28 protein-coding genes and 1 other RNA gene are annotated in these 26,301 nt (G+C 61.2%); 23 read left to right on the plus strand and 6 right to left on the minus strand.

Annotated elements, in window-relative coordinates:
- Positions 1-107 precede the first annotated feature (107 nt).
- The gene (locus CPH57_RS17835; protein WP_096242614.1) at positions 108-2,129 is read left to right on the plus strand and encodes an FAD-dependent oxidoreductase; all 2,022 of its coding nucleotides are present in this window, start codon (positions 108-110) and stop codon (positions 2,127-2,129) included.
- A gap of 194 nt (positions 2,130-2,323) precedes the next feature.
- On the opposite strand, the gene rlmG is transcribed toward CPH57_RS17835, so the two are convergent.
- The gene (gene rlmG, locus CPH57_RS17840) at positions 2,324-3,463 is read right to left on the minus strand and encodes a 23S rRNA (guanine(1835)-N(2))-methyltransferase RlmG (RefSeq protein ID WP_033651272.1); all 1,140 of its coding nucleotides are present in this window, start codon (positions 3,461-3,463) and stop codon (positions 2,324-2,326) included.
- 231 nt (positions 3,464-3,694) lie between these two features.
- On the opposite strand from rlmG, the gene CPH57_RS17845 reads away from it, so the two are divergent.
- From CPH57_RS17845 to sstT, 7 genes are all read left to right on the plus strand, one after another.
- Positions 3,695-3,985, plus strand: a complete 291-nt coding sequence (locus CPH57_RS17845) for a type II toxin-antitoxin system RelE/ParE family toxin (RefSeq protein ID WP_042785415.1) — start codon at positions 3,695-3,697, stop codon at positions 3,983-3,985.
- Between the two features lie 14 nt (positions 3,986-3,999).
- Positions 4,000-4,323, plus strand: coding sequence for a HigA family addiction module antitoxin (locus CPH57_RS17850; RefSeq protein ID WP_015379150.1), 324 nt, complete (start codon positions 4,000-4,002; stop codon positions 4,321-4,323).
- Positions 4,316-4,828, plus strand: a complete 513-nt coding sequence (locus tag CPH57_RS17855; RefSeq protein WP_042785417.1) for a M48 family metallopeptidase — start codon at positions 4,316-4,318, stop codon at positions 4,826-4,828. The genes CPH57_RS17850 and CPH57_RS17855 overlap by 8 nt, the downstream gene beginning before the upstream one ends.
- Before the next feature lie 50 nt (positions 4,829-4,878).
- Positions 4,879-5,859, plus strand: coding sequence for a Gfo/Idh/MocA family protein (locus tag CPH57_RS17860; protein WP_046897262.1), 981 nt, complete (start codon positions 4,879-4,881; stop codon positions 5,857-5,859).
- A 1-nt stretch (position 5,860) separates the two neighbouring features.
- A complete protein-coding gene (locus CPH57_RS17865) occupies positions 5,861-6,592 on the plus strand; it encodes a glutamine amidotransferase (protein WP_096242615.1) in 732 nt (243 codons plus the stop codon).
- A gap of 252 nt (positions 6,593-6,844) precedes the next feature.
- Positions 6,845-7,813, plus strand: a complete 969-nt coding sequence (locus CPH57_RS17870) for a TerC family protein (RefSeq protein WP_025304345.1) — start codon at positions 6,845-6,847, stop codon at positions 7,811-7,813.
- Positions 7,814-8,076: 263 nt separating this feature from the next.
- The gene (gene sstT / locus CPH57_RS17875) at positions 8,077-9,312 is read left to right on the plus strand and encodes a serine/threonine transporter SstT (RefSeq protein WP_028128305.1); all 1,236 of its coding nucleotides are present in this window, start codon (positions 8,077-8,079) and stop codon (positions 9,310-9,312) included.
- A 52-nt stretch (positions 9,313-9,364) separates the two neighbouring features.
- Here sstT and CPH57_RS17880 read toward each other — a convergent pair whose 3' ends face one another.
- Both CPH57_RS17880 and uxaC read right to left on the minus strand, forming a co-directional pair.
- Complete coding sequence (locus CPH57_RS17880; RefSeq protein WP_096242616.1) at positions 9,365-10,852, minus strand: UxaA family hydrolase; 1,488 nt, start codon at positions 10,850-10,852, stop codon at positions 9,365-9,367.
- Positions 10,853-10,872: 20 nt separating this feature from the next.
- Positions 10,873-12,285, minus strand: coding sequence for a glucuronate isomerase (gene uxaC, locus CPH57_RS17885; RefSeq protein ID WP_047026549.1), 1,413 nt, complete (start codon positions 12,283-12,285; stop codon positions 10,873-10,875).
- A 284-nt stretch (positions 12,286-12,569) separates the two neighbouring features.
- On the opposite strand from uxaC, the gene CPH57_RS17890 reads away from it, so the two are divergent.
- From CPH57_RS17890 to CPH57_RS17940, 11 genes are all read left to right on the plus strand, one after another.
- Positions 12,570-13,868: an MFS transporter gene (locus tag CPH57_RS17890; RefSeq protein WP_072626935.1), complete on the plus strand. Its 1,299-nt coding sequence runs from the start codon at positions 12,570-12,572 to the stop codon at positions 13,866-13,868.
- 118 nt (positions 13,869-13,986) lie between these two features.
- Entirely contained in the window at positions 13,987-14,763 is a 777-nt protein-coding gene (exuR, locus tag CPH57_RS17895) for a transcriptional regulator ExuR (protein ID WP_033636102.1), read from the plus strand.
- Between the two features lie 186 nt (positions 14,764-14,949).
- Positions 14,950-15,396: a hypothetical protein gene (locus tag CPH57_RS17900; protein ID WP_096242617.1), complete on the plus strand. Its 447-nt coding sequence runs from the start codon at positions 14,950-14,952 to the stop codon at positions 15,394-15,396.
- 136 nt (positions 15,397-15,532) lie between these two features.
- A complete protein-coding gene (locus tag CPH57_RS17905) occupies positions 15,533-16,213 on the plus strand; it encodes a DedA family protein (RefSeq protein WP_033644523.1) in 681 nt (226 codons plus the stop codon).
- Between the two features lie 32 nt (positions 16,214-16,245).
- Positions 16,246-16,584 carry an EnvZ/OmpR regulon moderator MzrA gene (mzrA, locus tag CPH57_RS17910; protein ID WP_033644522.1) on the plus strand — a complete coding sequence of 113 codons (339 nt, stop codon included), beginning with the start codon at positions 16,246-16,248 and terminating at the stop codon, positions 16,582-16,584.
- Between the two features lie 240 nt (positions 16,585-16,824).
- Positions 16,825-17,196, plus strand: coding sequence for a DUF1090 domain-containing protein (locus CPH57_RS17915; protein WP_033644521.1), 372 nt, complete (start codon positions 16,825-16,827; stop codon positions 17,194-17,196).
- A 164-nt stretch (positions 17,197-17,360) separates the two neighbouring features.
- Positions 17,361-17,666 (plus strand): YqjD family protein, encoded by a 306-nt coding sequence (locus tag CPH57_RS17920; protein WP_004937125.1) that lies wholly within the window; start codon positions 17,361-17,363, stop codon positions 17,664-17,666.
- A gap of 2 nt (positions 17,667-17,668) precedes the next feature.
- Positions 17,669-18,070, plus strand: a complete 402-nt coding sequence (locus CPH57_RS17925; RefSeq protein ID WP_015379160.1) for a phage holin family protein — start codon at positions 17,669-17,671, stop codon at positions 18,068-18,070.
- The gene (locus tag CPH57_RS17930) at positions 18,067-18,354 is read left to right on the plus strand and encodes a YqjK-like family protein (RefSeq protein ID WP_004937121.1); all 288 of its coding nucleotides are present in this window, start codon (positions 18,067-18,069) and stop codon (positions 18,352-18,354) included. The genes CPH57_RS17925 and CPH57_RS17930 overlap by 4 nt, the downstream gene beginning before the upstream one ends.
- A gap of 295 nt (positions 18,355-18,649) precedes the next feature.
- The gene (locus CPH57_RS17935; RefSeq protein ID WP_033644519.1) at positions 18,650-19,045 is read left to right on the plus strand and encodes a DoxX family protein; all 396 of its coding nucleotides are present in this window, start codon (positions 18,650-18,652) and stop codon (positions 19,043-19,045) included.
- Positions 19,046-19,116: 71 nt separating this feature from the next.
- Positions 19,117-20,103: a glutathione S-transferase family protein gene (locus CPH57_RS17940; protein ID WP_033651262.1), complete on the plus strand. Its 987-nt coding sequence runs from the start codon at positions 19,117-19,119 to the stop codon at positions 20,101-20,103.
- A gap of 51 nt (positions 20,104-20,154) precedes the next feature.
- Here CPH57_RS17940 and CPH57_RS17945 read toward each other — a convergent pair whose 3' ends face one another.
- Entirely contained in the window at positions 20,155-21,051 is an 897-nt protein-coding gene (locus CPH57_RS17945) for a LysR family transcriptional regulator (RefSeq protein ID WP_025304355.1), read from the minus strand.
- A 107-nt stretch (positions 21,052-21,158) separates the two neighbouring features.
- On the opposite strand from CPH57_RS17945, the gene CPH57_RS17950 reads away from it, so the two are divergent.
- Entirely contained in the window at positions 21,159-21,860 is a 702-nt protein-coding gene (locus CPH57_RS17950) for a pirin family protein (protein WP_033651261.1), read from the plus strand.
- A 57-nt stretch (positions 21,861-21,917) separates the two neighbouring features.
- Here CPH57_RS17950 and rnpB read toward each other — a convergent pair.
- Both rnpB and rsmI read right to left on the minus strand, forming a co-directional pair.
- Positions 21,918-22,295, minus strand: an RNA gene (rnpB, locus tag CPH57_RS17955) — RNase P RNA component class A.
- A gap of 41 nt (positions 22,296-22,336) precedes the next feature.
- Positions 22,337-23,200: a 16S rRNA (cytidine(1402)-2'-O)-methyltransferase gene (gene rsmI, locus CPH57_RS17960; protein WP_074026945.1), complete on the minus strand. Its 864-nt coding sequence runs from the start codon at positions 23,198-23,200 to the stop codon at positions 22,337-22,339.
- 62 nt (positions 23,201-23,262) lie between these two features.
- Between rsmI and CPH57_RS17965 the strand changes: the two genes are divergently transcribed.
- The 3 genes from CPH57_RS17965 to diaA are packed head-to-tail and all read left to right on the plus strand — an operon-like array spanning position 23,263 to position 26,294.
- Entirely contained in the window at positions 23,263-25,302 is a 2,040-nt protein-coding gene (locus tag CPH57_RS17965; RefSeq protein WP_096242618.1) for a penicillin-binding protein activator, read from the plus strand.
- Positions 25,299-25,652, plus strand: a complete 354-nt coding sequence (locus CPH57_RS17970; RefSeq protein WP_089192279.1) for a YraN family protein — start codon at positions 25,299-25,301, stop codon at positions 25,650-25,652. Before CPH57_RS17965 ends, CPH57_RS17970 begins: the two co-directional genes overlap by 4 nt.
- A gap of 51 nt (positions 25,653-25,703) precedes the next feature.
- On the plus strand, positions 25,704-26,294 hold the full coding sequence (gene diaA / locus CPH57_RS17975; RefSeq protein WP_004937103.1) for a DnaA initiator-associating protein DiaA: 591 nt from the start codon (positions 25,704-25,706) through the stop codon (positions 26,292-26,294).
- Positions 26,295-26,301: the final 7 nt, after the last annotated feature.

The following is a 26,301-nucleotide window of genomic DNA, read 5'->3' on the forward strand; positions in this document are numbered from 1 at the left end:
AGTTCGGGCGTTCCCAGGAGCTTACTCAAGTAAGTGACTGGGGCGAGCGAACGCAGGCAACAACGCTGCAGGTTGAAAGAGGCGGGGGATGAACGATGGAGAGTGCAATGAGCAATTACCCTCACCTGCTGGCGCCGCTGGATCTCGGCTTCACCACCCTGAAAAACCGGGTGCTGATGGGATCGATGCATACCGGCCTGGAAGAGCTGCCCGACGGCCCGCAGCGCCTGGCCGCGTTCTATGCCGAGCGCGCCGCCGCCGGCGTGGCGCTGATCGTCACCGGCGGCATTGCCCCGAACGAACAGGGCGTGGTGTTTCGCGGCGGTTCGATCCTCAACAGCGAGGAGCAATTGCCTCACCACCGCCCGGTAACCGAGGCCGTCCACCGGGCGGGCGGCAAAATTGCGCTGCAGATCCTGCACACCGGCCGCTACAGCTATCAACCCAAGCTGGTGGCCCCTTCCGCGCTGCAGGCGCCGATCAACCCGTTTACGCCGAGCGCGCTCAGCGCAGCGGAGATCGAGCAGACTATCGCCGACTTCGCCCGCTGCGCGGCGCTGGCGCAGCAGGCCGGCTATGACGGCGTTGAGGTGATGGGATCCGAGGGTTATCTGATCAACCAATTCTTGACGACGCGCACCAATCAGCGCGACGACCAATGGGGCGGCAGCTTCACCAACCGCATGCGCTTCGCCGTCGAGACCGTCAGGGCGGTACGCCAGACCGTGGGCCCGGAATTCATTCTGATCTACCGGCTGTCGATGCTCGATCTGGTGGAAGACGGCTCCAGCTGGCAGGAGATCGAGCAGCTGGCGCTGGCGGTCGAACAGGCAGGCGCCACGATCATCAATACCGGCATCGGCTGGCACGAAGCGCGCATCCCGACCATCGCCACCATGGTACCGCGCGCCGGATTCAGCTGGGTGACCCGCAAGCTGATGGGCAAGGTCAGCATCCCGCTGATCACCACCAACCGCATCAACGATCCGGCGGTGGCCGAGCAGGTGCTGGCGGACGGCTGCGCCGACATGGTGTCGATGGCGCGTCCGTTTCTCGCCGACGCCGCCTTTGTGCAGAAAGCCGCCGAGGGGCGCGCCGACGAGATCAATACCTGCATCGGTTGCAACCAGGCCTGTCTCGACCAGATCTTTGAAGGCAAGCTGACTTCCTGTCTGGTCAACCCGCGCGCCTGCCGTGAAACCGAAATGCCGCTGACGATGGCGGAAAAGCCGAAAAAATTGGCGGTGGTCGGCGCCGGCCCCGCCGGGCTGGCGTTTGCCACCACCGCCGCCAGCCGTGGTCATCAGGTGACGCTGTTCGACGCCGCCGAGCAGATCGGCGGCCAGTTCAACATCGCCAAGCAGATCCCCGGCAAGGAAGAATTCCATGAAACCCTGCGTTACTTCCGCCGTCAGCTGGCGCTGCGTGAAGTGACGGTCAAACTGGGCGCCAAAGTCGAGGCGGCGGATTTAAACGAATTCGATGAGGTGATCCTCGCCTGCGGCATCGTGCCGCGCACCCCGGATATTCCCGGCATCGAGCACGCCAAGGTGCTGAGCTATCTGGATGTGCTGCGCGATAAAAAACCGGTCGGCCAGCGGGTGGCGATCATCGGCGCCGGCGGCATCGGCTTCGACACCGCCGAGTACCTTAGCCAGCACGGCGTCTCCAGCAGCCTGGATCAGGCGGAATTCAACCGCGAATGGGGCATCGACGGCCGCCTTGAACAACGCGGCGGGCTGGCGGCGCAAGGCCCGCAGGCACCGCGCGCCGCCCGGCAGATCTACCTGTTGCAGCGCAAAACCAGCAAGGTGGGCGAAGGCCTGGGGAAAACCACCGGTTGGATCCACCGCGCCAGCCTGGCGATGCGCGGCGTGAAGATGCTCAATAGCGTCAGCTATCGGCTGATCGACGATGAAGGGCTGCACATCACCCGCGCCGAGCAAGAGAGTTGCCTGCCGGTGGACACGGTGGTCATTTGCGCCGGGCAGGAACCGCGCCGCGAACTGCAGCAGCCGCTGCTGGCGATGGGGAAAACCGTGCATCTGATCGGCGGCGCCGACGTGGCCGCCGAGCTGGACGCCCGCCGCGCGATCGATCAGGGCACGCGGCTGGCGATGGCGCTGTAAAAAAGGGGCGCACCGCGCCCCTGATATTGATGACAAACCTCATCCCTATGCCGGGGTGGCAGAGAGCAGCGAATAGAAAACAAGGAAAATCAATTTATTGATTTTCGGCTGATAACCACAAAGGGGGAAAAACCACGCTTTTTCCCCCTTTGTCTACAGCCTGAGGGGCGCACCGCGCCCCTTGTTATTGATTCTCAGCGACGCGCGCCGGATTTCACCGCTCTCAAGATCACGAACTTCTTGTTCGAGGCCACCAGCGTGCAGTTGCCGAACAGACGTTTGAGCTTCTGATGGTAGTCGAGGTGACGGTTGCCGACGATGCGCAGTTCGCCGCCCACTTGCAGGCAGCGCTTGGCGTCGCAGAACATCTGCCAGGCGGTGTGATCGGTAATGGCGTGTTGCTGGTGGAACGGCGGGTTGCACAGCACCGCCTGCACGCTTTCGCGCTCGATGCCCGCCAGCGCGTTGTTCACCTCAAACTGGCAACGGTCCAGCTCTTGCGGCAGGTTGTGCTCCACGTTCAGCTCGCTGGAGGCCACCGCCATGTAGGATTCATCGACGAAAGTCACCTGCGCGTCCGGATTCTGCGCCAGCGCCGTCAGGCCAATCACGCCGTTGCCGCAGCCCAGATCGACGATATGGCCATTCAGGCCGCGCGGCAGATGCTCCAGGAACAGGCGCGCGCCGATATCCAGGCTGCCGCGCGAGAAGACGTTGGCGTGGTTGTGGATCAGCCAATCGGTGCCGTCCAGCGTCCAGTTGGTGGTTTCCGCCGCCGCCGGCGGGACAATGTCCGCCGCCTGGCAGAAGATCAGGCGCGCCTTCTTCCACGCCAGGCTGGTGCGCGTCGGGCCCAGCACCTTTTCAAACAGCTGCATCGTCGAAGTATGCACGTCGCGCGCTTTGGCGCCGGCGACGATCAGCGTGTCTTCGGTCACGACGTGGCGCAGCGCGCGCAGCTGCTGTTCCAGCAGCGCCAGCGCTTTCGGCACGCGAATCAGCACCACCGCCGGCGCCGCCGGCAGCTCGGCCAGGCTGTCCAACAGCGTGACCTGCTCAGGATCCAGACCGTTGAGCTTGAGGTTGTGACGCGTCGCCAGCTGGCTCATGTACGAGTCGCTGACGCTGTAAGGACGATGCGCGTGCAGCGCACAGGCCAGGGTGCCGAAGTTATCGTTGAAAATCAGCACCGGGCGGCCACCGATATCTACGTTTTCAAGCTGTTGCAGCAGATATTCGTCCGCCGCTTCCCACGCCTGCAGTTGGGTGGATTCTTCCTGTTGGGGATAACGCTCCAGCTCAAGTTGCTGTGTTCCCAGATCGAGTTGGCTCATTGCCCCTCCTGACTGATAAAATTTGGGCTGTTTATCCCCTAAAAACGCCCGTCAGTAAAATGTTTTTTCGGATAAATTGCGTATTGCGCCGCGTATCTGAAAACCTGCGCCCCTTTTCTCCTTCAACAACATTAACCTTTCCCTCCCGAGCACCCATGCCGATGTTTTTTTTAACCTGACGGGGTGTAACTTTAAATGTTACACTGCCAGTCCCTATGGAAGGGGGAAAGCATGATTAAATCTTTCCGCGATCGCTATCTGGAGCAGTTCTATCTGGAAGGCAGGCGCAGCCGTCTTATCCCCGGCGCGCTCGAGCGGCAGTTGGCCAGAAAGCTCGATATGTTAGCCGCCGCGCAGCAAGAGCGTGATTTGCATCACCCCAAGGGTAACTATTACAAGCGGCTATCCGGGCCATTTCAGGGATGGTCGAGTCTGCGCGTCAATATGCACTGGCGGCTGATGTTCCAGTGGCGGCATGATGCCGCCGAAAAAATTTACCTCGATCCTCACCAAGATACCTGAACGAGGGGGAACCTATGTTGGAAACCACGACTCGCGAACCCACCACGGTGGGAGAAGTGCTGCAGGAAGAATATTTAACGCCGTTAGGCATCGGCCAAGAAGAACTGGCAAAGGTATTGGGCGTCACCCGCGCCACCGTCAATCGCCTGTGCAACGGGCATCGACGCATGAGCGTTGCCGAGGCCAATCTGTTTGCCGATCTGTTCGAAACGACCGCCGACTTTTGGCTAAACCTGCAGGCGGCACACGATCGCTGGGAAGCCAGACAGGCCGATGCGCAGCGTGTGCGGCTGCGGCCAATTAAAGAAATACTGGGACGCAATATCACTCATGCATGACATCGAACTCGCCTACCTGCAAGGCTACCCGGCGCATCTGCAAAGTCAGGTGCAGCAATTGATCCACCAGAACCGGCTGGGAGACGTGCTGCTGCAGCGCTATCCGCAGGTGCACGACTGCACCACCGACAAATCGCTGTATCAGTTTACCGTCGATCTGAAAAACCAGTATCTGCGCAACGCCCAGCCGCTGAGCAAGGTGGCCTACGACAGCAAGATCCACGTCATGAAGCACGCGCTGGGCCTGCACACCGCCATCTCCCGCGTGCAGGGCGGCAAGCTGAAAGCCAAGGCGGAAATTCGCGTGGCGACGGTGTTCAAGGTCGCGCCCGAACCGTTCCTGCGCATGATCGTGGTGCATGAGCTGGCGCACCTGAAAGAGAAAGATCACAACAAGGCGTTCTACAGCCTGTGTTGCCATATGGAACCGGATTACCACCAGTTGGAGTTCGATACCCGGCTGTATCTGACGCACCTTTCGCTGTTCGGCGAGCTGTATGCATAGCGAATGAGGGCGTGATAATCTGCGGTTTTAAGCCTGGACCGGAGTTCGCCATGATTCGCTTTGCCGTCGTCGGCACCAACTGGATTACGGAACGTTTTATCGATGCCGCCCATGAAAGCGGCAAACTCAAGCTGAGCGCCGTGTATTCACGCTCCCTGGAACAGGCGCAGGCGTTTGGCGCCAACTATCAGGTCACGCAGTTTTTCGACTCGCTCGAGGCAATGGCCCAGTCCGATGCCATAGACGCGGTGTATATCGCCAGCCCCAACTCCCTGCACTGCCCGCAATCGCTGCTGTTCCTGCGCCATAAAAAGCACGTGATCTGCGAAAAACCGCTGGCCTCCAACCAGCGCGAAGCGGAACAGCTGGCGGCCTGCGCGCGGGAAAATCAGGTGGTGCTGTTCGAAGCGTTCAAAAGCGCCTATCTGCCGAATTTTCTGGCGCTGCAGCAGGCATTGCCGAAAGTCGGCCGGCTGCGCAAAGCCTTCATCAACTACTGCCAATACTCTTCGCGCTACCCGCGCTACCTGGCCGGCGAGAACCCCAACACGTTTAACCCGCAGTTCTCCAACGGCTCCATCATGGATATCGGCTACTACTGCCTGGCCAGCGCGGTGGCGCTGTTCGGCGCGCCGCAGTCGGTGCTCGCCAGCGCCACGCTGTTGGAGACCGGCGTGGACGCCCACGGCACCGTCTGCCTGAACTACGGCGATTTCGACGTCACGCTTTCCCATTCCAAGGTCAGCGACTCGGCGATCCCCAGCGAGATCCAGGGAGAGGAAGGCACGCTGATTATCGACAAGATTTCCGAGTGTCAGGGCGTGGCGCTGACGCCGCGCGGCGGCAACCGCCAGGATCTGAGCCAGCCGCAGCACATCAACACCATGCTGTATGAAGCGCTGGCCTTCGCCGAGCTGGTGGAAAATCACCGGGTGGAACATCCGGGGCTGGAGAATTCGCTGATCGTCGCCCGCCTGCTGACCGATATCCGCCGCCAGACCGGCGTCGTCTTCCCCGCCGACGGAGAATGAGATGAAACCGCTGCTCGTGATGCAAACCGGCGACGCGCCGCAGGCCATTCGTCAGGAATTGGCCAACTTTGATGGCATGTTCCTGCAACAGGGCAATATCGACGCCGAACGCGCGCACATCGTACACTTGCCCGCCGGCGAGCAGCCGTTGCCGCCGGCCGCCTATTGCGGCGTGGTCATCACCGGCTCGCCGGCGATGGTGACCGAACAGCTGCCGTGGAGCGAGGCTGCGGCCGAGTGGCTGCGCCAGGCTATGGCGATCAAACTGCCGCTGTTCGGCGTCTGCTACGGCCACCAGCTGTTGGCCTACGCGCTCGGCGGCGAAGTGGGCTACCACCCGCAGGGCATGGAGGTGGGCACGCTGGAGATCGAACTGCTGCCCGCCGCGGCCGAAGACCGGCGGCTCACCCTGCTGCCGCCGCGCTTCAAAGCCAACCTGATCCACTCGCAGAGCGTGCTGACGCCGCCCGCCGGCGCGCAGACGCTGGCGCGTTCGCAGCAGGACGCGCACCAGATCCTGCGCTATGGCGATCATGCCCTGACCACCCAGTTCCACCCGGAATTCAACGGCGCGGTGATGGGCCAGTATCTGCAGTGGCTCGGCGAGCTGCATCCCGAGCAGCAGGCCCGCTATCAGCAGCAACAACAACAGGTTAGCGACACGCCGTTCAGCCGCCTGCTGCTGCAGGGATTCGTCGTCAGCCTGGGCGCGCAAAAAGCGTTGGCCGGCTAACGCGATTCACGTTGACCGCCGACACATTTTGCATTACTTTCTGCTCTGCAAAGGGGAGTAACTTCATTGCCGGTCAATCGTCATTACGATGCGCAAGCATCCGGTTACCGGGCAACCTGATGTCAAAGGTGTAACCACCTTCATCAACGTTGTAAGTGAGACCTTGCCGGAAGGCGAGGTTTGCTTGCAGCGTTCACAGAGCGGCTGGCGTCTTCCGACGTTGGCCGTTTTTGTTTTTGAAGGATACCTCTGATGATGAATTCCGTTGGCACACCGTGGTTATGGGGCAGCTTCGCCGCCGTCATAGTCGTGATGCTCGCAATCGACCTCCTGTTGCAGGGCCGTAAAGGCGCGCACACCATGACCCTGAAGCAGGCCGCCAGTTGGTCGCTGGTGTGGGTCAGCCTCTCTCTGCTGTTCAATTTCGGTTTCTGGTACTACCTGAATGAAACCGCCGGGCGCGCCGTCGCCGATACCCAGGCGCTGGCCTTCCTGACCGGCTACCTGATCGAAAAAGCGCTGGCGGTGGATAACGTGTTCGTCTGGCTGATGCTGTTCAGCTACTTCGCCGTGCCGGCCAACCTGCAGCGGCGGGTGCTGATCTACGGCGTGTTGGGGGCGATCGTGCTGCGTACCATCATGATCTTCGCCGGCAGTTGGCTGGTCAGCCAGTTCCAGTGGCTGCTGTATCTGTTCGGCGCTTTCCTGCTGTTCACCGGTATCAAGATGGCGCTGGCGAAGGAAGACGACTCGGCAATCGGCGACAAGCCGCTGGTGAAATGGCTGCGCAGCCGCCTGCGCATGACCGACAGCCTGGAAGGCGAGCGTTTCTTCGTGCGCCGCAACGGCATCCTGTTCGCCACCCCGCTGGTGCTGGTGCTGATCCTGGTGGAACTGAGCGACGTGATTTTCGCGGTGGACAGCATCCCGGCGATTTTCGCCGTGACCACCGACCCGTTCATCGTGCTGACCTCTAACCTGTTCGCCATCATGGGCCTGCGCGCCATGTACTTCCTGCTGGCCAACGTGGCGGAACGTTTCTCGATGCTGAAATACGGCCTGTCGGTGATCCTGGTGTTTATCGGTATCAAGATGCTGATAATCGACTTCTTCCACATCCCGATCGGTATCTCGCTCGGCGTGGTGGCGGGCATCCTGACGCTCACCTTGCTGATCAACGCCTGGGTCAATCGCCGCAACGATCGCCTGGCGAAGAAATAACCATAATCTGTTATCCGGGGCGCTAGTCGCCCCGCGATTGTTTGGCAATTCCCCCAAAACGCCAAACGTTATTACGATCACACAAATGTAACCAGTATGTTATCAAGTGTTGATCCGCGCTCAGAATTTCACCCTCGCCTCTTTCCAACATCATTCGATTACTGAATACTGATTCGGCAAACACACTTAGTTACAGAATCATATAAAGCTGTCCGGCGTCGTTCCCGCCGCGGCGGCCAGATAACATCAGGAAGAGAAGCACTATGCAAAAACTACTACAAAGGATGACTCAGGGCAGCCTGGTTAAACAAATCATGGTCGGCCTGGTGGCCGGCATTCTGGTGGCGCTGGTTTCGCCGGCGGCCGCGGCGGCCGTCGGCCTGCTCGGCACCCTGTTCGTCGGCGCGCTGAAAGCGGTAGCGCCACTGCTGGTGCTGATACTGGTGATGGCCTCGATCGCCAACCATAAACAGGGGCAGAAAACCAACATTCGCCCCATCCTGTTCCTCTATCTGCTGGGCACCTTCGCTGCGGCGCTGGTGGCGGTCGTCGTCAGCTTTATCTTCCCTTCCACGCTGGCGCTGACCACCGGCGCAACCGACATCACCCCGCCAGGCGGCATCGTGGACGTGATGAAGGGCCTGTTGATGAGTGTGGTGGCCAACCCGTTCCATGCGCTGATTAACGCCAACTACATCGGCATTCTGGCGTGGGCCGTCGGGCTGGGGCTGGCGCTGCGCCACGCTTCCGAAACCACCAAGGGGCTGATCAACGACATGTCCCATGCGGTCACGCTGGTGGTGCGCGCGGTGATCCGCTGTGCGCCGCTCGGCATCTTCGGCCTGGTGGCCTCCACGCTGGCGGAAACCGGCTTCGGCGCGCTGTGGGGCTATGCGCAACTGCTGATGGTGTTAATCGGCTGCATGCTGCTGGTAGCGCTGGTGCTCAATCCGCTGATCGTGTACTGGAAGATCCGCCGCAACCCGTATCCGCTGGTGTTCGCCTGCCTGCGCGAGAGCGGCGTGACCGCCTTCTTCACCCGCAGCTCCGCCGCCAACATCCCGGTGAACATGGAGCTGTGCAAAAAGCTGAACCTGAATGAGGACACCTACTCGGTTTCCATCCCGCTGGGCGCCACCATCAACATGGCCGGCGCGGCGATCACCATCACCGTGCTGACGCTGGCGGCGGTAAACACGCTGGGCATCGCGGTGGACGTCCCGACCGCCCTGCTGCTGAGCGTGGTGGCCGCCCTGTGCGCCTGCGGCGCCTCCGGCGTGGCCGGCGGCTCGCTGCTGCTGATCCCGCTGGCGTGCAACATGTTCGGCATTCCGAATGACGTGGCGATGCAGGTGGTGGCGGTCGGCTTTATCATCGGCGTACTGCAGGATTCGGCGGAAACCGCCCTCAACTCCTCCACCGACGTGCTGTTCACCGCCGCCGCCTGCCAGGCGGAAGACCAGCGGCTGGCGAACGAAGACCCGCTGAAGGTGCGTTAATCGCGCGTTGCTTCATAAAAAGGCGCTCCCTCGAGCGCCTTTTTTGTCAGCTTTACAGCGTCACCCCGCTTTTAAAGATCGCCAGCTCGCGAAAGTCGTTGGTTTCATTACGCGCCGGACGCCCGTTGGCAATCTCGACAATCAGATCGATGAAGCGGCTGAGCAGCGTCTCCATCGCCACGCCGTGAACCAGGCTGCCGGCGTCAAAATCGATCCAGTGCGGTTTCTTCGCCGCCAGCTCGCTGTTGGTCGCCAGCTTCACCGTCGGCACAAAGCCGCCGTACGGCGTGCCGCGTCCGGTGCTGAACAGCACCATATGACAGCCGGCGCCGGCCAGCGCGCTGGTCGCCACCGCGTCGTTGCCCGGCGCGCTGAGCAGATTCAGCCCCGGCACGCGCAGCCGCTCGCCGTATTTCAGCACGTCCACCACCTGGCTTAGCCCCGCCTTTTGGGTGCAGCCAAGCGACTTCTCCTCCAGCGTGGTGATGCCGCCGGCCTTGTTGCCCGGCGACGGATTCTCATAAATCGGCTGCTGATGGGCGATGAAATAGCGTTTGAAATCGTTGATCATGTCGACGGTTTTGTCGAAGGTTTCTCCATCGCGGCAGCGGCTCATCAGAATGCGCTCGGCGCCGAACATCTCCGGCACTTCGGTCAGCACCGTGGTGCCGCCGTTGGCGATCGCATAGTCGGAAAACCGCCCCAGCAGTGGGTTGGCGGTAATGCCCGACAGCCCGTCCGAACCGCCGCATTCCAGGCCGAACTTCAGCTCGCTCAGGCGGCCCGGCTCGCGGCGATCGTGGCGCATCTCCCGATACAGCTCGTGCAACAGCGCCAGCCCGGCCTCCACTTCGTCGTCCTGCTGTTGGCACACCATAAAGCGCAGCCGCCGCTCGTCCCCTATCCCCAGCGTGGCGCGAAAGGCATCCACCTGATTGTTCTCGCACCCCAGCCCGATCACCAGCACCGCGCCGGCGTTGGGATGGCGCGCCATGTTCTGCAGCATGATGCGGGTGTTGGCATGATCCTGCCCCAGCTGCGAGCAGCCGAACGGGTGGCTGAACAGATGCACGCCGTCGATCCCGTCCGCCTGTGTTTGCTGCAAAAAGCGCTGCTGGATCTGGCGAGCGATACCGTTGACGCAGCCGACGGTCGGCACGATCCACAGCTCGTTGCGGATCCCCACTTCGCCGTTGGCCCGGCGGTACAGCTGCACCTCGCGATCCGCCGCCTGCGGCGGCAGCGCCGGGAACTGCGGCTGGTAACGGTAGCTGTCCAGATCGCTCAGGTTGGTTTTGACGTTTTGCGAATGAATATGCTCCCCAGGCGCAATGGCCGCGAGCGCATGGCCGATCGGCTGGCCATATTTGATGATGTCTTCACCCTCGGCGATCGGGCCGAGTGCAAACTTGTGCCCACGCGCCACCGGCTGCGCCAGTTTGACGACCGCGCCTTCCAGCTCAACGCGCTCTCCGGCAGCCAGATCGCGCAGCGCCACCGCCACGTTATCCTGCTCGTGAATCTTTATCGTACTTTGCATAAACCGGTCCCGGATAACGGCTACGCCAGTTCAATGGCGAAATAGTTTTTGGCGTTGTCGAAGCAGATGTTTTTCACCATCTCGCCCAGCAGCGCGATATCCGCCGGCGCTTCGCCGTCCGCCACCCAGCGGCCGATCATCTGGCAAAGGATGCGGCGGAAGTATTCATGGCGCGTATAAGACAAGAAGCTGCGGCTGTCGGTCAGCATGCCGACGAAGCGGCTCAGCAGCCCGAGCTGGGCCAGCTGCGTCATTTGGCGCTGCATGCCGTCCTTCTGATCGTTGAACCACCAACCGGAGCCGAACTGCATCTTGCCCGGCGTGCCTTCCCCCTGAAAATTGCCGATCATGGTGCCGATCACTTCGTTATCCCGCGGATTGAGGCAATAGAGAATGGTTTTCGGCAGACCGCCCTGCCGCGCCTGAGCATCCAGCAGCCGCGACAGCGGTTCCGCCAGCGGCCGGTCGTTGATCGAGTCGAAGCCGATATCCGGCCCGACGGCGGCCAACATGCGGCTGTTGTTATTGCGCAGCGCGCCGATGTGATACTGCTGCACCCAGCCGCGACGCCGGTATTCGCCGGCCAAAAACAGCAGCACCGCGCTTTTGAACTGGGCGCTCTGTTCCGGCGTCGGCAGCTCGCCGTTCAGGCGGCGCAGCAGGATCGCATCCAGCGCCGCTTCATCGGCCTCGCCGAACACCACCACGTCCAGCGCATGATCGGCCACCTTGCAGCCGTGGGCGGCAAAGTGATCCATGCGCTTGTACAGGGCGTCGCACAGCGCGCTAAAGCGGCCGATGGCGGTGTCCGCCGCCGCCTCCAGCTGCTGCAGATAGTCGTTGAAGCCGGGCGCATCGATGGTGAAAGCCTTGTCCGGCCGCCAGCTCGGCAGCACTTTGATAGCGAAACTGCGATCGTCGGCGATCGCCCGATGATGACGCAGATCGTCGATCGGATCGTCGGTGGTGCCGACCATTTTCACGTTCATTTGCTGCATGATGCCGCGCGCGCGAAACGCATCCTGCGCCAGCAGCGCATTGCCGCGCTGCCAGATTTCATCCGCCGTGGCCGGCGATAACAGCATATCCGTGATGCCGAACGGGCGGCGCAGCTCCAGATGCGTCCAGTGATAGAGCGGGTTGCCGATGGTGTGCGGCACCGTGGCGGCCCAGGCGTCGAATTTCTCGCGATCGCCCGCATCGCCGGTGCATAACCGCTCCGCCACGCCGTTGGTGCGCATCGCCCGCCATTTGTAGTGATCGCCCCGCAGCCAGATATCGTACAGGTTGCTGAAGCGGGTATTCTCCGCGATCTGCTGCGGCGGCAAATGGCAGTGGTAATCGAAAATCGGCTGCTGCGCCGCGTAGTCGTGATACAAGCGCCGGGCAAATTCGCTGTCCAGCAGGAAATCTTCGCTCAAAAACGTCGCCATCTCGGGCTCCTTACTTGCCGTGCGGCACGGGGTTCGAATCACAAAAGTTATCACACCAATTTTCACTAGCGTCCAGCAAATTTTTCCCGATGTCTGCCGTTCATCCTCTCTCTACGCCTTTTTTCGCTCAATTTACCGGCAAAAATGCCCTATTTCACCGGCCACAGTATTGCTCAGGCGAATAATTCCTTTTGTGATATCACTCAACTTTTAAACCTGTATGACAGGTTATTGTCTCGCCAGCCGCATCGACGGCCACACCTTCAAACGGGGAGACACTTCGGATGCGTAAAATTAAAGGGTTACGCTGGTACATGATCGGACTGGTGACCATCGGCACCGTGCTGGGTTACCTGACCCGCAACGCCATCGCCGTGGCGGCGCCGACGCTGGAAGATACGCTGCACATCACCACCCAACAGTATTCCTATATCGTCGCCGCCTACTCCGCGTGCTACACCGTGATGCAACCGGTGGCGGGCTACGTGCTGGACGTGCTGGGCACCAAGGTCGGCTACGCCATGTTCGCCATTCTGTGGGCGCTGTTCTGCATGGGCACCGCGTTGGCCAACAGTTGGGGCGGGCTGGCGTTGGCGCGCGGCGCGGTCGGCATGGCGGAAGCGGCGATGATCCCCGCCGGGCTGAAGGCCAGCAGCGAATGGTTTCCGGCCAAAGAGCGTTCGATCGCCGTCGGCTATTTCAACGTGGGCTCGTCGATCGGCGGCATGATCGCCCCGCCGCTGGTGGTATGGGCCATCGTCGCGCACAGCTGGGAGATGGCGTTCATCATCACCGGCGTGCTGAGCCTGATCTGGGCCATCTGCTGGCTGCTGTTCTACAAACACCCGAAAGATCAGAAGAAACTGAGCCAGGAAGAACGCCGTTACATCCTCGAAGGCCAGGAAGCGCAGCACCAGACCTCTAACGCCAAAAAGATGTCCGCCTGGCAGATCGTGCGCAACCGCCAGTTCTGGGGCATCGCGCTGCCGCGCTTTCTGGCGGAGCCGGCGTGGGGCACCTTCAACGCCTGGATCCCGCTGTTCATGTTCAAGGCCTACGGTTTTAACCTGAAAGAGATCGCCATGTTCGCCTGGATGCCGATGCTGTTCGCCGATCTCGGCTGCATCGTCGGCGGTTATCTGCCGCCGCTGTTCCAGAAGTATTTCAAGGTCAACCTGATCGTCTCGCGCAAGCTGGTGGTGACGATGGGCGCGGTGTTGATGATCGGCCCCGGCATGATCGGCCTGTTCACCAGCCCTTACGCGGCTATCGCGCTGCTGTGCGTCGGCGGCTTCGCCCATCAGGCGCTGTCCGGCGCGTTGATCACCCTCTCTTCCGACGTGTTCGGCCGCAATGAGGTGGCGACCGCCAACGGGCTGACCGGCATGGCGGCCTGGACCGCCAGCACGCTGTTCGCCCTGGTGGTCGGCGCCCTGGCAGACACCCTCGGCTTCAGCCCGCTGTTCGCCGCGCTGTCGGTCTTCGACATTCTCGGCGCCATCGTCATCTGGACGGTGCTGCAAAACCGCCCGGCCGCCGACCCGCAGCCGGCCGCGCTGCAGCCCACCCCGGCGCGCAGCTGATCCCCCGCCCGGCCGCTGCGCCGGGCCCCTTGCTCCTCTGGCAGCGGTGCCGAATAAGTGGTATAACAAATCCGATGGCCACGCGCCCCTTCCCACCGCACCGTATAGAGCATTCACTATGGAATTCACTGAAACCAGACGCCTGTATCAGCAACTGGCCGCCGAGCTGAAGCAACGCATCGAAAGCGGCCGTTACCCGGTAGGCGACAAGCTGCCGGCCGAGCGATACATCGCCGAAGAGATGAATGTCAGCCGCACCGTGGTGCGCGAGGCGATCATCATGCTGGAAGTGGAAGGCTATGTGGACGTGCGCAAGGGATCCGGGATCCACGTGGTGTCCAACCAGCAAAAGCACCTGGTGGTGCCGGGCGACAGCATCGAGTTCGCCACCGCCGGCCCGTTTGAGCTGCTGCAGGCGCGCCAGCTGATAGAAAGCAACATCGCCGAATTCGCCGCCACCCAGGTGACCAAGCAGGATATCGTGCAACTGATGGAGATCCAGGAGCACGCCCGCAAAGAAGACCGTTTCCGCGACTCGCAGTGGGATCTGAAGTTCCACGTGCAGGTGGCGCTGGCCACCCAGAACACCGCCATGGCCACCATCGTGGAAAAAATGTGGGTGCAGCGGGTCAACAACCCTTACTGGAAGAAACTGCACGAGCATATCGACGAACGCTCGATCGCCAGCTGGTGCGACGATCACGATCAGATCCTCAAGGCGCTGATGCGCAAAGATCCTTACGCCGCCAAACTGGCGATGTGGCAGCACCTGGAGAACACCAAGCAGATGCTGTTCAACGCCACCAGCGACGACTTCGAATACAACGCCGACCGCTATCTGTTCGCCGAGAACCCGGTGGTGCACCTGGACGGCGTGAGCCACGAGCCGAAATAGCCACGGCGGTCAAAAACCGTCGGCTTATGTCAGGTAATGTAAAATCCGCTGAATCGATGCCGGAACCGCCGTTTGCCGTGTACTATTTCACCGTCGGCAACGTAGATTTCCCTGTTGCCAATCGTGCTATTTTGGTAGAGTTAGCCCACTTTTTTACCCATTGCTGCGGGGGCGGGACGCGAATAAATGCGCTGGTTGTTTGCCATGCTGATTGCTCTTTTCTGCTGGACCGGTTCGGTCTCCGGCCAACAGCTATGCGTGGCGTCATCCAAGCCCACCCCCAGCGCGCTGAGCAGCCTGCCGCTGCTGGCGGAGCCGGCGCTTTCCCCCTATGATCATGTGTATCGGGCACCGGCCGAAGCGCGCCGCAAAGCGCCCGGCAAGTTGCCGCTGCTGCTGCCCAGAGCGTACTCTTTCCCCGGTTCGCTGCTCGCGTCCTCCCTGCCGGCGCCGGTCTATACCCTGGCCGCAGAGCCGGGCTACCGAATTCGTTTCCCCCGCCAGGACACCCCGGCCCCCAACCGGCTTGCCCAGGTCGACTGGATGCTGGACACCTCCAGGCAACAAAGTCGGCAGGCCGGCTGGAAAGAAAGCAACATGCAGTACCGTGGCACGCTGACTTACCACCTATGACCGGTGTCGCACCGCTTAGAAACCTTAAAGCAACGCCGTTTCATCGTTATCAGCATTCAGGATCGCCGCGCGCTTTCAGCCCACGCCCGCTCCGCCGCTGAGATAAAAATAAACAATGACGTTTTAGGAACACCGGATGGACATCATTAAAGAACTGATACATGCCTTATGGCAGCAGGATTTTGAGACGCTGGCGAACCCTTCGTTGGTGTGGACCCTCTACATCCTGCTGTTCATGATCCTGTTTTTGGAAAACGGCCTGCTGCCGGCCGCTTTTCTGCCGGGCGACAGCCTGCTGATCCTGGTCGGCGTGCTGATCGCCAAAGGCACCATGGGCTTCCCATTGACCATCGTTATCCTGACCGTCGCCGCCAGCCTGGGGTGCTGGGTCAGTTACATACAGGGCCGATGGCTCGGCAATACGCGAACGGTGCAAGGCTGGCTTTCGCATCTGCCGGCCCATTACCATCAGCGTGCGCATAACCTGTTCCACCGCCACGGCCTTTCCGCCCTGTTGGTCGGCCGCTTCCTGGCCTTCGTGCGCACCCTGCTGCCAACCATCGCCGGCCTGTCCGGCCTGAGCAACGCACGCTTCCAGTTCTTCAACTGGATGAGCGGCCTGCTGTGGGTCTTGATCCTGACGACGCTGGGCTTCGCCCTCGGAAAAACCCCGGTATTCCGCAAGTATGAAGACCAGCTGATGTTCTGCCTGATGATGTTGCCGCTGGTGTTGCTGGTGGTCGGCCTGGTCGGCTCGCTGATCGTGCTGTGGCGCAAGAAACGCGCCAGCGGCCAGAACCCGGGGAAAGGGGCGTGACAGCAAAGCGCCCGCGCTGGCAATACGTCCTGATGATCGCGCTCGCCCTGCTGGCGCTGGCGACGCTGTTGGTGCCCTGCATGGTGCGCACCGAGAGCGAGCTGCGCATTCGCGCCAGCCAGCAAGGGCTGTCGCTGCCCGACGGTTTTTATGTCTACCAGCGCCTGGATGAGCGCGGTATCCGCATCAAAAGCATCACGCCGGAAGGCGATGGCTTGGTTATTCGTCTGGATTCGCCGGAGCAGCAGTTGCTGGCGCGTGAAGCGCTGCAAACCATCCTGCCTCCCGGCTACCACATCGCGCTGAGCGAATCTCCCGTGCCAACGCACTGGGTGCGCGAATTTGCACGCTCCCCACTCAATCTGGGATAATCCCCTTCAAATGAAGGGGATTCCTTTCATTGCCGTTATCTTCATTTTCATTCGCATCATTTAGCTCAAAAAACAATCAGTCGCGCCGAATTTCGGCTGATTCTTTGGGGGCGCGCCGGTTTCATGGCTATGCTGAAGGATAACTTCAGCCGGCGATGAACGCCCTCCTCTCGCGCTGCCGCCTCAGGCAGTCAGGAAAGCGGATGCCTGTTCAGGCATCCCATGAAAAGGAACTGAGAAATGAAATTTCGCCACTCACTGTTACTGCTGCTGCCACTCTGCGCGCTGCCGACGCTGTCCTCGGCCGCTGAGGGCGGCTGCGCCGCCAAAGCGCAAAATATCCAGCAGCAAATCGACTACGCGACTCAGCACGGCAACACCCACCGCGTGGATGGGCTGAAAAAAGCGCTGAGCGAAGTGCAGACCCACTGCACCGAAGCCGGCCTGCAGGCCGAACGCCAGAAAAATATCGCAGAGAAACAGCGCAAGGTGGACGAGCGCCGGGAAGAGCTGAAAGAAGCGCAACAAACCGGCAAGCTGGACAAAGTCGCCAAGAAGCAGCAAAAGCTGGCCGAAGCGCAGGCTGAATTGAAACGCGCCCAGGCGGAATAATTTTTTTACACCAGCGGATTTATCGATGAGAGCCCCATCACACGGGATTTCTTAAGCATATGGAATTGATGTCTGGTGTTATCTGCTGGTCATCACCCCTTTGCTCCGGCGAAAAAATCCGCTATGTTAAAAGTCTGTCGAAATAAACGTTAAGGAATAATCACATGGCACATGATTCAAATGCAGAAAACTTACGCGCTGAACTGAAGTCCTTAGCCGATACGCTGGAGGAAGTGCTGAACTCCTCCACCGACAAGCCGAAAGCCGAGCTGGAGAAGCTGCGCTCGAAGGCGGAAGGCGCGCTGAAAGAGACTCGCGCTCGCCTGAGCGACGCCGGTGACAAGCTGGCTTCGCAAACCAAACAGATCGCCGGCCAGGCCGACGACTATGTGCGCGACAACCCGTGGACCGGCATCGGTATCGGCGCGGCGGTCGGCGTGGTGTTGGGCGTGCTGCTCGCGCGTCGTTAATCATGGCTGAACAACCGCAAGTGCGCGCGCAGGGCCCCGCTAAAGGGGTCCTGGATATCGGTCAGCGCATCATCACGATCCTGGTCGGCATGGTGGAAACCCGTGTCCGGCTGGCGGTAGTCGAGCTGGAAGAGGAGAAAGCCAACCTCATTCAGCTGCTGATCATGGCCGGCATGACGCTGCTGTTCACCGCCTTCGGTTTGATGAGCCTGCTGATCCTGATCTTCTGGGCCATCGATCCGGTCTATCGGCTGGTGGCGCTGGGTGCGACAACCGGCGTGCTGCTGTTCCTCGCCGTAGTCGGCACCATCTGGACGCTGGTCAAGGCCCGTCGCACCACGCTGCTGGGCGCCACGCGCAAGCAACTGGAGCTCGATCGCGCCGAACTGGAGCGAGAGCCATGAGCCGCCGCCGCTATCTGGAATGGAAAAAAGAGAGGCTGATTCGGCAGATCCAGCAACAGCGTCTGGATCTGGCCGAACATAAGTCTCTGTGGCTCGAAAAGACCGAACGCATCGACCGCGGCTGGCAAACGGTGTTTGGCCTGCGCCGCTATCTGGTGCTCGGTTCCAGCGTCATGGCGCTGTATGGCATCCGCCATCCCAGCAAGATGATCCGCTGGTCGCGTCGCGCTTTCGGCGCCTGGAGCGCTATCCGTCTGTTTAAAAAGACGTTTTCCGCCAAGTAAGCCGCTTGGTCTTTCCTTCAAACCTCCTGTTGCTCTGCCCGCATTTTCTCCCTTGATACAACGCGTCCAACCCCAGGGCCGGGCAACCTGCTGATCGGCGGCATTTTATTAGCACGCTAAAGATTCAGATTTTTTGAAAAATTACGACAGTTTTACTTGCTAACAACCTGAGCACTTCCCGCTTAACATTCACTCCATCAATACGATACGAGCCGGACAGGGCGAATGTCCTGATATACCGCTCGTTGACATGGCTTCCGCCGAACAGGCATACAAAAACACTTTGGAGTAGATGATGAAAAAATTAGAAGATACAGGTTTGTTGGTTGCTCGTATTCTGATGCCAATCCTGTTTATCGTGGCAGGCTACGGCAAAATGGGTGACGCCTACGCCGGTACCCAACAGTACATGCAATCGATGGGCGTGCCTGGCTTCTTGCTGCCGCTGACCATCCTGCTGGAATTTGGCGGCGGTCTGGCGATCCTGTTCGGTTTCCTGACCCGCACCGTGGCGCTGTTCACCGCCGGTTTCACCATCCTGACCGCGCTGCTGTTCCACACTGATTTTGCGAACGAAGTAAACCAGCTGATGTTCATGAAAAACCTGACCATCGCCGGCGGCTTCATCGTGTTGGCGGTCGCAGGCCCAGGCGGCTTCAGCATCGACCGTCTTCTGAACAAGAAATGGTAATCTAAACTGTCATTCAGGGCCCGGCATGCCGGGCCTTGTCGTTTTTTAACTCGGACACCAAGGAGATTCCCATGGGACAACTCGTCGATGGCGTTTGGCAAGACATCTGGTATGACACCAAATCTACCGGCGGCCGTTTCAAACGTTCAACCGCTCAGTTTCGCAATTGGGTGACCGCCGACGGTCAGCCGGGCGAACACGGCGTGGGCGGCTTCCAGGCCGAAGCGGGCCGTTATCACCTTTATGTTTCTCTCGCCTGCCCCTGGGCGCATCGCACGCTGCTGATGCGCAAACTGAAAGGGCTGGAGCAGATCATTCCGGTCTCGGTGGTGCACCCGCTGATGCTGGAAAACGGCTGGACCTTCGGCCAGGATTTTCCTGAAACCACCGGCGATCCGCTGTATCACGCCGACTTCCTGTACCAGATCTACCTGCGGGCCGATCCGCACTACAGCGGGCGCGTGACCGTACCGGTGCTGTGGGATAAACAGCGGCAAACCATCGTCAGCAACGAGTCCGCCGACATCATCCGCATGTTCAACAGCGCGTTTGACGGCGTCGGCGCTCGGGCAGGCGACTACTACCCGACCGCGCTGCGCGGCAAGATCGATGAGCTTAACGGTTGGATTTACGATCAAGTGAACAACGGCGTGTACAAGGCCGGTTTTGCCACCAGCCAGGAAGCCTATGACGAAGCGGTCAACGGGGTATTCAACGCGCTGGAACGCCTGGAGCAGATCCTGGGGCAGCATCGTTACCTGACCGGCGATCGGCTGACCGAAGCCGATCTGCGTCTGTGGACCACGCTGGTGCGTTTCGATCCGGTGTACGTCACCCACTTCAAGTGCGACAAACACCGCATCAGCGACTACCTCAATCTGTACGGCTTCCTGCGCGACATCTACCAGATGCCGGGCATCGCCGAGACGGTCAGCCTGCCGCACATTCGCAACCACTACTACCGCAGCCACGCCACCATCAACCCGCACGGCATCATTTCCATCGGGCCGGCGCAGGATCTGGACGAGCCGCACGGCCGCGACCAGCGCTTCGGTTAAGGTGAAAAAAATCCCCTTGCCGCCCGGCAAGGGGATCTCACCCAACCGACGTTAACGCTGCGCGAACAGGCGCGGAATCTCACGCAGGAACCAGGCTTTCGCCTCCCCCATGCTGTCGCGCCGCCAGGCCATGATGATGTCGGCTTCGCGGCTGTATTCCGGCCCGACCACGCGCAGCCGCCCGGCTTCGATATCTTTCTCCACCATCGGGTACGGCATGGTCGCCACCCCCAACCCGGCCAGCAGCGCCAGGCGTTTGTCTTCAATGGTGCTCACCGTCAGGCGCTGTTGCTTGTCCAGCAGCTGTACGGTCAATACCGGGCGCTCACGGGCGGTGTCGGCCACCGCAATGCCGCGGTACTTCACGCGGGTCACTTCGGACAGCGGCTCCGGCTCCAGGTGGATCGGGTGATCCGGCGCGGCGACATAAACGCTCATCACCTTATACAGTTTGCGGGTGTTGATCTCCGACGACGCGCGGAAATGCATGTCCGGCGCGATCACGATGTCGGCTCGCCCCTGCTCCAGCCGCTCCCAGGCGCCCGCCAGCACCTCGGTGAAAATGGACACCTGGGTGTTGGCTTTCAGCGCCAGCTTGTCGACCAGCGGAAACAGCAGGCTCGGTGGCGACAGCGCTTCACTGACGATAGTCAGGTGAGTTTCCCAACCGCGCGCCAACGCTTCGGCGTCGGTGGTCAGCTTATCGGCCGCCTCCAGCAGCACCCGACCGCGTTCCAGCAACATGCGCCCCACGTTGGTGAACTTGGTGCGGTGGCCCGAACGGTCGAACAGCACCACGTCCAATTCTTCTTCCAATTTTTGCATGGTGTAGCTGAGTGCCGACGGCACCCGGCCCAATTCGTCGGCGGCCGCGGCGAAGCTGCCGCGCCGGTCGATTGCATCCATCACCCTTAGTGCCTCAAGCGTGAGCGCCCGATCTCTGGCCATCGCATCCCTCTGTCAGGAAATTTGAATATGCCGACCAGATTAACTGGCTAACAATCCGACGTCCAGATGCTTACCATTTGGATAATGAATTTAGAGAGCCGATTGCCATGATTACATGCAGAACAGCACAACAATGCGGGCAAGCTGACTTTGGTTGGCTGCAGGCTCGCTACACCTTTTCCTTTGGTCACTACTTCGATCCCAAACTGATGGGCTACGCGTCGCTGCGGGTGCTGAATCAGGAGGTGCTGGCGCCGGGCGCGTCGTTCCAGCCGCGCACCTATCCCAACGTGGATATCCTGAACCTGATCCTGCAGGGCGAGGCGGAATACCGCGACAGCGACGGCAACACCACGCGCGTTAAAGCCGGCGAAGCGTTGCTGTTGGCCACCCACCCGGGCCTGAGCTACAGCGAGCAGAACGTCAGCAGCGATACGCCGCTCACCCGCCTGCAGCTGTGGCTGGACGCCTGCCCGGAACGCAGCAACGAACGGGTGCAGCGCCTGGCGCTGCCGGCGGCGGGCAGCCTGCTGTTGGCTTCGCCGGACGGCGCGCAGGGCAGCCTGCAGCTGCGTCAACAGGTCTGGATCCATCATCTCGATCTGCAGCCGGGCGAAGAACAAACGCTGACGATTAACGGGCCGCGCGCTTATCTGCAGTCGATACACGGCACCATCGCCGCCACCGGCGAGCGCCACGAGGAACAACGCCTGACCTGCGGCGACGGCGCCTTCGTGCGCGAGGAGAATCGCCTGACGATCCGCGCCGAGACGCCGCTGCGCGCGCTGCTGATTGATCTGCCGGTGTAAGCCGGCCGGAAAACGAAAAACCCCGCGCAACTGACGTTGCGCGGGGTTTTCTTTTGTCGAGGGAGTTGACCGGTAAGCCGGGTTCTGTCGTGGACAGTCATTCCTCTAGGCCAGCAATCGCTCACTGGCTCAAGCAGCCTACCCGGGTTCAGTACGGGCCGTACCATGTGAACCCCTATTTGGCCTTGCTCCGGGTGGAGTTTACCGTGCCACGAACTGTTGCCAGCCGCGCGGTGCGCTCTTACCGCACCCTTTCACCCTTACCTGATCCCGCTTGCGCGGGCCATCGGCGGTTTGCTCTCTGTTGCACTAGTCGTAGGCTTGCGCCTCCCAGGCGTTACCTGGCACCCTGCCCTATGGAGCCCGGACTTTCCTCCCCTCCATCTGTCTCCCCGAAGAGGACGGCAATGAAGCGGCGACTGTCTGGTCAACTCCGGCGCGGATAGTAGCGTCGCGGCGGCGGCAGGTCAACCGCTTTACGGCTGTTGTTGCTCCAGCGCGTGCTTATACAGCGCATTTTTCTTCACGCCGTGGATTTCCGCCGCCAGCGCCGCCGCCTTTTTCAACGGCAACTCTTTTTGCAGCAGCGCCAGCGTGCGCAGCGCCTCAAGCGGCAGCGCATCCTCCTGCACCTTGTGGCCTTCGACGATCAGCACCATTTCGCCGCGGCGGCGCACTTCATCTTCCTGCACCCACGCCAGCAGCTCGCCCACCGGCGCGCCGTGGATGGATTCCCAGGTTTTGGTCAGCTCGCGCGCCAGCACGACATAACGCTGCGGGCCCCAGACGGTGACCATGTCCTGCAGACTTTCCAACAGGCGGTGAGTGGATTCGTAGAAAATCAGCGTGCGCGGTTCCTCCGCCAGCGCCATCAGCGTATCCTTGCGCCCCTTGGTTTTCGCCGGCAGAAAACCTTCGTAGCAGAAACGGTCGGAAGCGACGCCCGCGGCGCACAGCGCGGTAGTGGCGGCGCAGGCGCCCGGCAGCGGCACCACGCGAATGCCGGCCTCGCGGCAGCGGCGCACCAGGTGATAGCCGGGATCGTTGATCAGCGGCGTGCCGGCGTCGGAAACCAGCGCGATGCTCTGGCCTTCCTGCAGTTTCGCCAGCAGCTGATCGGCCTTTTGCTGTTCGTTGTGATCGTGCAGCGCGAACAGACGCGCGTTGATCGCGAAGTGTTGCAGCAGCAATCCGGTATGGCGCGTGTCTTCCGCCGCGATCAGATCAACGCTTTTCAGTACCTCTAACGCGCGGTGGGTAATATCGCCCAGATTGCCGATTGGGGTGGGCACCACATACAGCGTTGATGCAGAAATGACTGATTGTTGGTGTTGATTCATTGTTTCATCCGGGTTGCCGATTTAATATTGAGCATCTTGAAAAAAACATCACTGGATACAGTATGCTTTCCTCAACATTCGTTCGTACCAAAGCAGGGCGTTCCAAGCCTGTCCGACTTACCGCAGTCATCGCGGCCGCCCTTTTCCTGGCAGGCTGTCCGAGTCGGGCCCCGCAAACGCCGCCCGCCAATATACAGGACGAAGCGAGCGCCAGCTCCGATTACTACCTGCAGCAGTTGCAGCAAAGCAGCGATGATAACAAGGCTGACTGGCAATTACTTGCTATTCGCGCCTTGCTGCGTGAAGGAAAACTGCCGCAGGCCGGCGACCAGTTGAATCAGCTGCCGAAAAACCTCAGCGGCGCACAGCAGACCGAACGCCAGTTGCTGACCGCCGAACTGCAGATCGCCAACAAGAGCTACGTCAGCGCCCGCAGCACGCTGGGCCACCTGGACAGCGGTGCGCTGTCGCCGAATCAAAAGGTGCGCTACTACCAGGCGCAGATCGCCGCCAACCAGGGCAAAGCATCGCTGCCGCTGATCCGCGCCTATATCGCTCAGGAGCCGTTGCTGACCGGCAAGGCGCACCAGGACAATCTGGATCAAACCTGGCAGGCCCTGCTGCAGCTGACGCCGCAGGAGATGAACAGCCTGGTGATCAACGCCGACGAGAACGTGCTGCAAGGCTGGCTGGATCTGCTGCGTGTCTATCAGGACAACAAGCAGGATCCCGATCTGCTGAAGGCCGGCATCAAAGACTGGCAGAACCGTTATCCGAAGAACCCGGCGGCCAAAACGCTGCCGGCTCGCCTGAATCAGGTGCTGAACTTCACCCAGGCCTCCACCTCGAAAATCGCCCTGCTGCTGCCGTTGAACGGCCAGGCGAAAGTGTTCGCCGACGCCATCCAGCAAGGGTTCGAAGCGGCGAAAAACGGCGGTTCCCTGCCGGCGCCGCAGCCTCAAGCCGCGCAACCGGCCGGCGCGCCGGCCCAAACGGCGCCGGCCGATCAGGCCGCTGCCGGTGACATCAACGCCAACGGCGCGGTCAGCCCTTCGGCGCAAGAGAGCCAGCCGGCCGTGACCGCCGCGCAACCCGCTACGCCGTCCAGCGCGCCGATAACGCCGCTGCAGGCCGCTAATGCGCAGGTCAAAGTGTACGACACCACCAGCCAGCCGCTGGCCGCCTTGCTGAGCCAGGCGCAGCAGGATGGCGCCACTCTGGTGGTCGGGCCGCTGCTGAAAGAGAACGTCGATCAGCTGTCCGCCAGCACCACCACGCTGAACGTGCTGGCGCTCAACCAGCCCGAAACGCCGAAGGACAATCTGAACATCTGTTACTTCGCCCTGTCGCCGGAAGATGAAGCGCGCGACGCCGCCCGCCACATCTGGGAACAACAGAAACGTCAACCGCTGCTGCTGGTGCCGCGCGGCGCCTTCGGCGATCGCGTCGCCAAGGCCTTTAACCAGGAATGGCAGAAGCAAGGCGGGCAAACCGTGCTGCGTCAGGACATCGGCTCCGCCGGTGAACTGCGCCAGATGGTGAACAGCGGCGGCATCCGCATGAGCGGCACGCCGATGTCGAGCGCCCCGGCGCCGCAGAGCGTGACCATCGCCGGGCTGACCATTCCGGCGCCGCCGAGCGACGTGCCCGCCGCTACCGGCGGCAGCGTCGACGCGGTGTATATCGTCGCTACCCAGTCCCAGCTGACGCTGATCAAACCGATGATCGACATGGCCACCAGCTCGCGCGGCAAACCGGCGATGTACGCCAGCTCGCGCAGCTACCAGGCCGGCGCCGGCCCGGACTTCCGTCTGGAAATGGAAGGTCTGCAGTTCAGCGACATCCCGCTGCTGGCCGGCTCAAACCCTCAGCTGTTGCAGCAGGCCAGCGCGCGTTTCCGCAACGATTACTCGCTGGTGCGCCTGTATGCGATGGGGATGGATGCCTGGACATTGGCCAACCACTTTGCTGAAATGCGCCAGCTGCCGGGCTTCCAGGTTTCCGGCACCACCGGCACGCTGAGCGCGTCGCCGAACTGCGTGATCAACCGCAAGCTGCCTTGGCTGCAATATCGTCAGGGTACGGTCGTGCCGGTCTCTTGAACCCACGCGCCGCCGGGGCGGGCTATGAGTTACTGGCCCGCCGTCATCTGGAACGCGCCGGGCTCACCTTCTGCGCCGCCAACGTTGCGGTGCGCGGCGGTGAGCTCGACCTCATCATGCGCGACGGCGCCACCTGGGTGTTCGTCGAAGTGCGCTACCGCCGCAACGACGCCTTCGGCGGCGCGGCCGCCAGCGTTACCTCTCGCAAACAACAGCGGTTGCTGCACGCCGCCGCCGTCTGGCTGGCGGGGCGCGGCGCCAGTTTTGACACATCATCTTGCCGTTTTGATGTTTTGGCCATTACCGGTAGCCAGTTAGAATGGATACCCAACGCCTTCAATGCGGATTAATTGGGGTTTTGCGGCGCAGACCGGCCCTTTGACTTAGTGGATTAATACAACGTGCTGGATAGAATTAAAGTCTGTTTTACCGAAAGCATCCAAACCCAGATCGCGGCGGCGGAAGCGTTGCCTGACGCCATTTCCCGCGCTGCGATGACGCTGGTTCAATCCTTACTCAACGGCAACAAAATCCTGTGCTGCGGCAACGGCACCTCGGCGGCCAACGCACAGCACTTCGCCGCCAGCATGATCAACCGTTTTGAAACCGAGCGCCCCAGCCTGCCGGCCATCGCCCTCAACGCCGACAACGTGGTGCTGACCGCGATCAGCAACGATCGCCTGCACGACGAAGTGTACGCCAAGCAGGTGCGCGCGCTCGGGCACACCGGCGACGTGCTGCTGGCGATTTCCACCCGCGGCAACAGCCGTGATATTGTGAAAGCGGTCGAAGCGGCCGTGACCCGCGATATGACCATCGTCGCGCTCACCGGCTACGACGGCGGCGAGCTGGCCGGGTTGCTCGGCCAACAGGATGTCGAGATCCGCATCCCGTCGCACCGCAGTTCGCGCATTCAGGAAATGCATATGCTGACCGTAAACTGCCTGTGCGACCTGATAGACAATACGTTATTCCCCCACCAGGACGATTAAGGAACTG

This window comes from Serratia sp. JKS000199 (assembly GCF_900215455.1).
GTDB classification, from domain to species: domain Bacteria; phylum Pseudomonadota; class Gammaproteobacteria; order Enterobacterales; family Enterobacteriaceae; genus Serratia; species Serratia ureilytica.